This is a genomic window from Streptococcus pluranimalium, from assembly GCF_047785745.1.
In the GTDB taxonomy this organism is placed as follows: Bacteria; Bacillota; Bacilli; order Lactobacillales; family Streptococcaceae; genus Streptococcus; species Streptococcus pluranimalium_B.
The window spans coordinates 1-8,111 of the sequence record NZ_JBLOJT010000083.1 but is presented as its reverse complement, the minus strand read 5'-3'; the positions used below and the strand labels follow the sequence as shown (position 1 = coordinate 8,111).

The following is an 8,111-nucleotide window of genomic DNA, read 5'->3' as shown; positions in this document are numbered from 1 at the left end:
AGTAATTCTTTATAAGAAATACCAAATTGTTTATATAAAAACAGCCTTATATACAAAAAAACATAATAAACAAATATACTAGACAATATGACTACTAGTGATACTTGCTTGGAAAGTTCCTCTAATATAGCAGATAGGACAGTTAAAAATAAACCTGTTGATAATAACTCTGCAAACCAATAAAACTTACCTGCCTTTTGTTCACCAAATAGAAAACTTTCTATATGGATACCATTGTAAAAACTTGTTACTAAAAGAGAACGTAATGTTACAACCAGAACAGCAAAAATAAGAGATACTAATCCCTTTTCTGTATCAACTTCTAAAGAAACTAATGCCCAAAAAAAGAATAAACTGACAATATCTGCGAGAATATGTGATTGAACTTTACGCTCAATTAACCAATTGGATAAAAAACAAACTAGTAAATCAAAAAATAGAAATAGTATTATTTTCAAACTAGTCCAATGTATATAAAATATCCATATAAAGAAAAAAGAAGAAGGTAAGTGGCAGATAAATGACAAAATACTAAATCTTTTATTATTTATTTTAGCAGTATATTTGCCGATTAAGTAAGACTTTATTATTGAAAATAATATCAACAAAACCAATACAAAACTTTGCTTCTGATTTGCAAATTCCAATAATGTTCTAAGTGATACTTGTCCAACAAGATTAGTTGCTAGGATTGTAAATAATATATTAGGCAAAGGAAGCCATAAACACCATGTTTCTTTTACTTTTCCTTTATTTAAAACTTCTAAAATCGACTTTCTAAACTTAGTTAGTATATCTCTCATATTTCCTTCTTAACTACCACTATTGATTGTCATAATTATACCACAAAAAGCCCTTGGTTTAGGGCTTTCACTGTCAATTTTCAGTCACTCTAGACAAGATTGCTCTTGAGCATAAATTCGTAAAATCATTGACGAATAGTCTACTGAAAGTTCAGAAAACTCAACTCTTCCAGTGGATGAGTTGAGCTAGTAGATAGAAAAAGCAGAGCTTTTTCATTGGAACCCATTAAACAAGCAGGGGAGAGATGACTGTCATGTCAGTTTACGAAGCTCTTGAACTTATGATAAAATTTGGCATTCTTTTACTGGCAATTTTAACCTTTAACCGTAAAAAATAACAGTAAGACAGTATTTCCAACTTTGACAGGTACGAAATTGAGGTTTTGATTGTAATATCCTATCCCTTCCTTAAAACGGTCTCAGAGACAGGAGTTGTCAACACAACGATTTTTCTATTGTTATTTTTACTCAATTTAATAAAAGTGTCAACTCTGACTACTACTTCCTCGCTACAAAAAACCATCTCCTACTTGTCTCAGTTGGCGCTTTATCTTCAAAATCGGCATAGAGTTTGAAGGATTTGAAGCCAGCTTGTTCAAGTAAAATGTCATAGGTTAAGACTTCGTAAGTGCGTTCTTCATGGACTTCATCAAAGCGAGTGAAACGGCCATCATCATCTTGGATAAAGAAGGTTAACTCATGCACGACTGAGTGTGGCGCTTCATCTTCAAAGGAATCCCAAACCATGGCAAAGTCTTCCGCATTTTCGTGATAAGAGTAACCCGGGAAAACCTCATCAATTTGATAGGTTGAGTGGACATCAAAAATGAAAACACCGTCTTCTTCTAAACTGTCATAAACTTGCTTGAAGACATCTCCAACTTCAACCTCGTCCTGCATATAACAGATAGAATCTGAATAACAGGTTACAAAATCGAATTTTCCAGCTCTTGATAAATCTAGCATATTGCCCTGTTGGAAAGCAATCTTTTGCTTGGCTGATTCAGCTCGCTTTTGGGCAATATCCAACATTTCTTGACTCAAATCCAAACCAGTAACATCAAATCCTGCTTGCGAGAAACGAACGGATTGAATCCCAGTTCCACAGGCTAATTCTAGTAATTTTTTGCGATGGTTTGACTTTGGTAAATGGCGGAGCGAAAAGTCCGTCCACAAGTCATAAAGAGAGTCATCCATGATAGCATCGTATACTGATGCAAATTTTTCGTAATTTTTGTTCATGATACAACGTGCGGACGTAGGCAAAGACACCGCAAAAACAGGAGATTAACACAGTGGTCTTGGATACAAGCCAATCTATCTTTTTTACACTGTCTTCGCCTTTAGCGTGTGTTCAAATGAGAACCTCCGTGACCGCCTTCCTTTCTGTCAATTCTCAAAAACCTTGCCTGAAAGCAAGGTTTAAATATTATGCAAGATATGCTGCGACATCCACTTCTGGAGCTTCATGCCAGAGTTTTTCAAGATTGTAATGGAAACGTTCATCTTCTGAGAAGATATGTACAACGACATCGTTGAGGTCAAGAAGAACCCAACCTGTCTTGCTGTCACCTTCAATATGACTAGGATCTCCACCAGCTTCTTTGACTTTTTCGCGAATATTATCTGCAATGGCCTCTAATTGGCGGCTATTGGTTGAGCTAACAATGACGAAATAATCTGTCACACTAGTCAATCCTGCTAAATCAAGGGCAAGGATATCTTCCCCACGTTTTTCATCAGCTGCTTTGACAACTAATTCAAGTAATTCTGTTTTGTTCACTATTTTTCCTCTTTTATTAATTCTTCTAAAAAATCAACTTCGGCAAAACGATCTGCTCATATATTTTCGTAATGCTCAATCAATGTTGTTGTTTCTATGTCGTCTGCCTCAAAAGTTGTTGTCCCATTTTCAATGACAAACATAGTATATCCGCATTCAAAAGCTACTTTTATGTTCGTATCAACACAATATTCTGTTTGCATTCCTGCTATAATTAGCGACTCTATCCCCTTTTCATCTAAGTAAGCTTTCAATCCAGTATTTTTAAAAGCACTATTATAAGACTTTGAAATCTTTTTTTCTGCTTGCTTAGGGGCAAGTTCTGAATAAATCTGCCAACCATGAGAACCTTCTATAATGTCATCATCCTGATGTTGGATAAAAATAACCTCTATTCCAGATTCTCTAGCCCAGCTTATTGCACGTTTCCAAATAGTAATCCTTTCCGTGATTTGATAAGGATTTGCTTCAACCAAAGCATTCTGGACATCAATCATCAATAAAGCTTGCTTCATCCTTAATCTTCCTTCATGTACTTGACAAAACTATTATAAGTTTCGATAGTTTTTGGATAAATAGGCTGTGCTTTTTGAGCTAGAAAGGCTACGGTGTTAATGGTTTCATAAGCCACTGCTTGATCGAGATTTTGCTGTGCAATCTCTCGTGCTTTAGCAACCAAAGGGAAATCACGGTTATGTTCAATGTAATCGGCCACATAAACAATCTTATCTAGAGTCGTCATTTCTGCAGCACCAATGGTGTGGATTTCAATGGCGCGTAGAATCTCTGGATCAGTTAAACCAAGTTCTTCTTGGATTTTATATCTACCAACCACACCATGCCAGACATTGTTATTCCAGTTTTTTAAATCAGGATCAAGCTGGTATTTGTCAATCAAGTCTAGAAATTCTTGGTCTGAACTTTCTTTGGCATAATCGTGTAGTAGCCCTGCTAAGCCTGCTTTGACTTGATCGTAACTATTTAAGCGGGCTAGTTCTATAGCTGCCTGCTCGACGCCTAGAACGTGTGTGAATCGTTTGGCACTCATCACTGACTGCAGTTTTTCCAAGAGTTGGTCTCTATGATAAGCTGTGTAGGATTGGTAACTCATCGGTAAAGTCCTTCTGCTTCGATATAATCCAAGACTGGTTTTGGAAGGAGGTAGTTAGGCTGGCGATCTTTCTTTATGAAATCACGTATCATGCTTGAAGAAATGTCCATGAGTGGAACGTCAACCCAGATAACCGGATAAGAGGTTCCTGCCTTGTATTTGGGGCGTTGAACACCAACAAACTGAACCATTTGGATAAGCTCATCAATCTTATGCCACTTGGGTAGGTAGTCAACCATATCGGCACCAATGATAAAGTAATAATCCACATCGGGATTCTTCTCTGTCAGGAGCTTCATCGTTTCATAGGTATAGGAAATACCTTTACGTTCAAGCTCAATGGTCTCAATATCCAAGCCTTGCATATCTTGAATAGCCAACTCCAACATTTTAAGTCGGTGTTTCTCATCAATAGTCTCTTTGTGATCCACGTGAGGTGGCTCAAACTCAGGCATGAGGTAAACCTGATCCAAGCCTAATTGCTGGCGAACCTGGTCTGCGACTACCAAGTGAGCGTTATGAACAGGGTTAAAATTTCCCCCTAAAATACCAACCTGTTTACGGTCAGTTTCTTTTTTCTCTTCTTCTAGCTCCACTTTGGTAAAGGGAGTTAAGAGCTCAATAGGCATAGCTACTCCTTACACGATACGTTTGATTTCTTACTTTAGTTTGCTTTTATGGCTTTCACTTTTGGTGAGAGCTTACGATTTTCTTTTTTGGCTGATTCTTTAAAGAGGATTAGGATACGACCAATTTTAAGAACGGTATCGCAACCAATTTCATCTTCGAGCGTTTCAGCTACATCATGAATGTCTTCGTCTGTGTTTTGAAGAAGGGTTACCTTAATCAATTCACGCGCATCTAAAGCGTTACGAACACTGGTTTTAATTTGTTTATTTAAACCATTTTTTCCAATTTGGACAATGGGTTTTAGGGAATGCGCTTCTGATTTTAAGAAGGCACGTTGTTTACTTGTTAGTGACATAAAATCTTTCTTTTCTATTTATTAAATCAAAGCTTTGCGAACAAGCACTGACACCCCTTCTGGTGCCCAGGCCGCAACAACTGTCGGATTTTCAGTAGTAGTATTGACACGAATCCAACCAAGTCCCGAAAAGACGATATCTGTCTTATCTTTGATGGTAAATTCATGGCGAACTAATTTTGGAAAATCAGCTTTTTCTTTGTTAGAAGGTGGGGTCAAAAGACTACCAACATGCTTGTCATAAAAAGCATCTGCCCCTTCTAATTTCGTACGGTGTAATTCCAAATTATTATCAAAATAAGCGGTAAAACCTTGCTTTTGCCCTGAAACGAAATCAAATCGTCCTAAACCACCTAAAAAGAGAGTTTGCCCTGAATTTAGCTGATAAGTCTTAGGCTTGATTTCCTTTTTAGGACTGATGTATTTAAGGTTTTTAGCGGTCAAATAATGCGCCATTTGGTGACGGTGAATAATCCCTGGCGTATCATAGATGTAAGTACCATCATCCAGCGGAATCTCAATCTTATCAAGGGTTGTTCCAGGGAAGCGTGATGTTGTAATCACATCTTTATCCCCTGTGATTTCTTGAATAATAGCATTGATAAGGGTTGATTTACCAACATTGGTTACCCCAACAACAAAGACATCACGTCCATGGCGATATTTTTCAATAGCATTAATCAAGTCACGAATAGCTGCTTTATTTTGAGCACTGGTCAAGATGGTATCAACCGGTCTGAAACCTTCTTCGTGCGCTCTCTCAGTTAGCCACTGGGTAACTTTACTATCTTTGACAGACTTGGGTAAAATATCTTTTTTATTGCCAACAAGAAGGACATCATTCCCAGATACAAAGCGTGGCAAGCCAGGAATGACTGAGCCATTAAAGTCAAAAATATCAATGACATTAACCACTAGGGCATCACTATCACCAACTTCATGCAAGAGTTTTAAAAATTCATCGTCTGAGATATTAACATCAACGATTTCATTGTAGTGACGTAGTCTGAAACAACGTTGACAGTATAACTCACCAGTTTCTAGTCCTTTTTCTAAAGCACTTTTCGGTGTATAACCTGCTTCTGATTTATTCTCCATTTGAATTTTGGCTCCGCAGCCAATACACATTAAATCTTCCATTAAATTCCTTTTTGATAGATAATTTTCCCGTATTTGGCTTCTAGTTTAGCCCAGACACGGCGTTCGCGTGCACGGTTCACTTTTGTATTCCAAGCGTCTGATGGCACAATCGGTTTCACAAGAATAGAACGAATACCTGCACGATGTGCTGCACGAATATCCGTCATCAATTGATCACCAACCATAACAACTTCTGATTTGTTAAAACCATAGCGCCCTATTGCAATATCAATACCTCGGGTGAAAGGCTTTAAGGCACGACTGACAAAGTCTACACCAAAACGCTCCACCGCTTGTTTAACACGTGCATGATTATTGTTAGAGACCACAACAACTGGAATATCAGCTTGTGTCATTTCATCCAACCAAGCTCTTAGCTCATCTGTACCATCAGGATTATTCCAGGCAATCAAGGTATTGTCCAAATCTACTAAGACCGCACGAATACCTTGGCGGATTAAATCGTCCGCCCGCAAATCATAAACAGCCTCAACCACATGGTCCGGCCTATAATTTTCAATAGCCAATCTATTCTCCAAAAAATATAATATTACTCTTTATTATAGCATACTTTAAAGGCTTTGGGAAAATGCCAAAGTTCTTTTTATAGAAAGTCTAGTTGTTCTTACTCAATACAAAAAATCATGGATTTCAACCAAAGTAGTCGCCACTTTGATAGTCAAATAGCATTAATTAATGATTGATACGCCAACTATAATAAACTTGAAAAAGTAACAATGAAACGAAAACTCAACAATGAAAATGCGCTGCTATCAGGAAAATATTTATAAATATAATGCGTCACACACTATACTTTAACTAGTTTATCTTGGAATCTAAAACAATCGAGTAGAGACAGCCATGAATGAGCTCTTGCAAGCTGAATTATCAGCTTTTCTCGGATATGAACCCTATGAGAAAAGTGGTTATAACACAGGTAATAACCGCAATGGCACCTATCCTCGTCAATTTGAAACCAAATATGGAACTGTGAGTTTAGCAATACCAAGAAATCGAAATGGTGAGTTTTCACCAGCTATCTTGCCGTCCTATACTAGACGTGATGACCATCTAGAAGAAATGGTTATCAAACGCTACCAAACTGGTGTCACAACTCGTGACATCAGCGAGATTATCGAACGAATGTATGGTCATCACTATAGTCCGACGACTGTGTCAAATATCACAACAGTAACGCAAGAGAACGTCACTGCTTTTCACGAGCGCACACTTAAGGAAAACTATTCCGTGCTTTATCTTGACGGGACATACTTACCTTTGCGCCGAGGAACAGTTAGTAAAGAATGCGTTCATATTGCTCTTGGGATTACTCCTGAGGGCTATAAATCCGTTTTAGGATATGAGATGGCACCAAATGGGAATAATACTTCTTGGAGTGACCTTCTCAATCGACTTCAAAGGCAAGGAGTCCAGCAAGTGTCTCTAGTTGTCACTGATGGATTCAATGTCTTGGAGCAAGTCATCCAACACGTTTATCCTTTAGCAAAACAGCAACGTTGCTTAGTTCATATTGCTCGCAATATGTCGAGTAAAGTCAAACGTGTAGACAGCGCTCCTATTATTGAGCGGTTTAAACAGGTTTATCGAGCAACTAGCTTTGAGGAAGCAAGAAAGTTATTGAGACAGTTTATGGATGAGTGGAACCCTTGTTATAAGAAGGTGACGGAGTCCCTTGAAAATACAGAGAATTTATTCACCTTTTACCAGCTCCCATACTGTATTTGGCCAAGCATATACTCGACTAACTTGATTGAATCACTGAATAAAGAAATTAAAAGACAGTGTAAAAAGAAAGTAGTATTTCCAAATGAAGAATCACTTGAGCGATGTTTGGTAACTATTTTTGAAGACTATAATTTCAAGTTTTGACACCGTGTTCATAAAGGTTTTGGAGCGTGTTCTAATACCCTCGATAGTCTATTTGATTAACATTTAGAAACTCGATTAGGTGTTTACACAAAATTATTGACAGTACCTAATAAAAAAGAATGGACAAAAGTCCACCCTTTTTTAAATATTAACTAATTAAATGATAAAGTTGTATCTAATTAGTTGTTGAATTTACGTTTTGCTACACCTGCAAGACCAAGTCCCATGATGGCTAATCCAGCAACTGCAAAAGTAGCTGAGCTGTTATCACCTGTTGAAGGAAGAGTTGCATCTTTTGCGTATTTGCTATCTTTCTTAGCAACTGCTTTCTTGTTACCAAGTTTTACAGCGGGGTTTTCAGCTTTTTTGTCAGGAATTTCTTCTTTACCTGCTGGATCA

11 protein-coding genes and 1 pseudogene are annotated in these 8,111 nt (G+C 37.5%); 2 read left to right on the top strand and 10 right to left on the bottom strand.

Features of this window, described 5'->3' with window-relative positions; translation table 11 throughout:
* Window positions 1-803: hypothetical protein (locus tag ACMZ6U_RS08140; RefSeq protein WP_416107788.1), on the bottom strand; the 803-nt coding region annotated here is incomplete at its 3' end.
* A gap of 245 nt (window positions 804-1,048) precedes the next feature.
* On the opposite strand from ACMZ6U_RS08140, the gene ACMZ6U_RS08135 reads away from it, so the two are divergent.
* Complete coding sequence (locus ACMZ6U_RS08135) at window positions 1,049-1,141, top strand: putative holin-like toxin (protein ID WP_416107786.1); 93 nt, start codon at window positions 1,049-1,051, stop codon at window positions 1,139-1,141.
* Between the two features lie 160 nt (window positions 1,142-1,301).
* Here ACMZ6U_RS08135 and ACMZ6U_RS08130 read toward each other — a convergent pair whose 3' ends face one another.
* From ACMZ6U_RS08130 to ACMZ6U_RS08095, 8 genes are all read right to left on the bottom strand, one after another.
* Window positions 1,302-2,045 carry a class I SAM-dependent DNA methyltransferase gene (locus ACMZ6U_RS08130; protein WP_416107784.1) on the bottom strand — a complete coding sequence of 248 codons (744 nt, stop codon included), beginning with the start codon at window positions 2,043-2,045 and terminating at the stop codon, window positions 1,302-1,304.
* A gap of 187 nt (window positions 2,046-2,232) precedes the next feature.
* Window positions 2,233-2,586: a ribosome silencing factor gene (rsfS, locus tag ACMZ6U_RS08125; RefSeq protein WP_104968378.1), complete on the bottom strand. Its 354-nt coding sequence runs from the start codon at window positions 2,584-2,586 to the stop codon at window positions 2,233-2,235.
* Between the two features lie 56 nt (window positions 2,587-2,642).
* Entirely contained in the window at window positions 2,643-3,101 is a 459-nt protein-coding gene (locus ACMZ6U_RS08120; protein WP_416107782.1) for a cysteine hydrolase family protein, read from the bottom strand.
* A gap of 2 nt (window positions 3,102-3,103) precedes the next feature.
* Window positions 3,104-3,697 (bottom strand): bis(5'-nucleosyl)-tetraphosphatase (symmetrical) YqeK, encoded by a 594-nt coding sequence (gene yqeK / locus ACMZ6U_RS08115; RefSeq protein ID WP_416107780.1) that lies wholly within the window; start codon window positions 3,695-3,697, stop codon window positions 3,104-3,106.
* Entirely contained in the window at window positions 3,694-4,326 is a 633-nt protein-coding gene (locus tag ACMZ6U_RS08110; RefSeq protein ID WP_416107778.1) for a nicotinate-nucleotide adenylyltransferase, read from the bottom strand. The genes yqeK and ACMZ6U_RS08110 overlap by 4 nt, the downstream gene beginning before the upstream one ends.
* A gap of 35 nt (window positions 4,327-4,361) precedes the next feature.
* Complete coding sequence (gene yhbY / locus ACMZ6U_RS08105) at window positions 4,362-4,682, bottom strand: ribosome assembly RNA-binding protein YhbY (RefSeq protein WP_416107776.1); 321 nt, start codon at window positions 4,680-4,682, stop codon at window positions 4,362-4,364.
* A 21-nt stretch (window positions 4,683-4,703) separates the two neighbouring features.
* Complete coding sequence (yqeH, locus tag ACMZ6U_RS08100; protein WP_416107774.1) at window positions 4,704-5,822, bottom strand: ribosome biogenesis GTPase YqeH; 1,119 nt, start codon at window positions 5,820-5,822, stop codon at window positions 4,704-4,706.
* Window positions 5,822-6,349 carry a YqeG family HAD IIIA-type phosphatase gene (locus ACMZ6U_RS08095; RefSeq protein ID WP_416107772.1) on the bottom strand — a complete coding sequence of 176 codons (528 nt, stop codon included), beginning with the start codon at window positions 6,347-6,349 and terminating at the stop codon, window positions 5,822-5,824. The genes yqeH and ACMZ6U_RS08095 overlap by 1 nt, the downstream gene beginning before the upstream one ends.
* A 322-nt stretch (window positions 6,350-6,671) precedes the next feature.
* Here ACMZ6U_RS08095 and ACMZ6U_RS08090 point away from each other — a divergent pair.
* Window positions 6,672-7,712: pseudogene (locus tag ACMZ6U_RS08090) on the top strand (IS256 family transposase); the annotation flags it as partial.
* A 179-nt stretch (window positions 7,713-7,891) separates the two neighbouring features.
* On the opposite strand, the gene ACMZ6U_RS08085 reads toward ACMZ6U_RS08090, so the two are convergent.
* A partial coding sequence (locus ACMZ6U_RS08085) for an LPXTG cell wall anchor domain-containing protein (protein ID WP_416107770.1) occupies window positions 7,892-8,111 on the bottom strand: 220 nt, incomplete at its 5' end.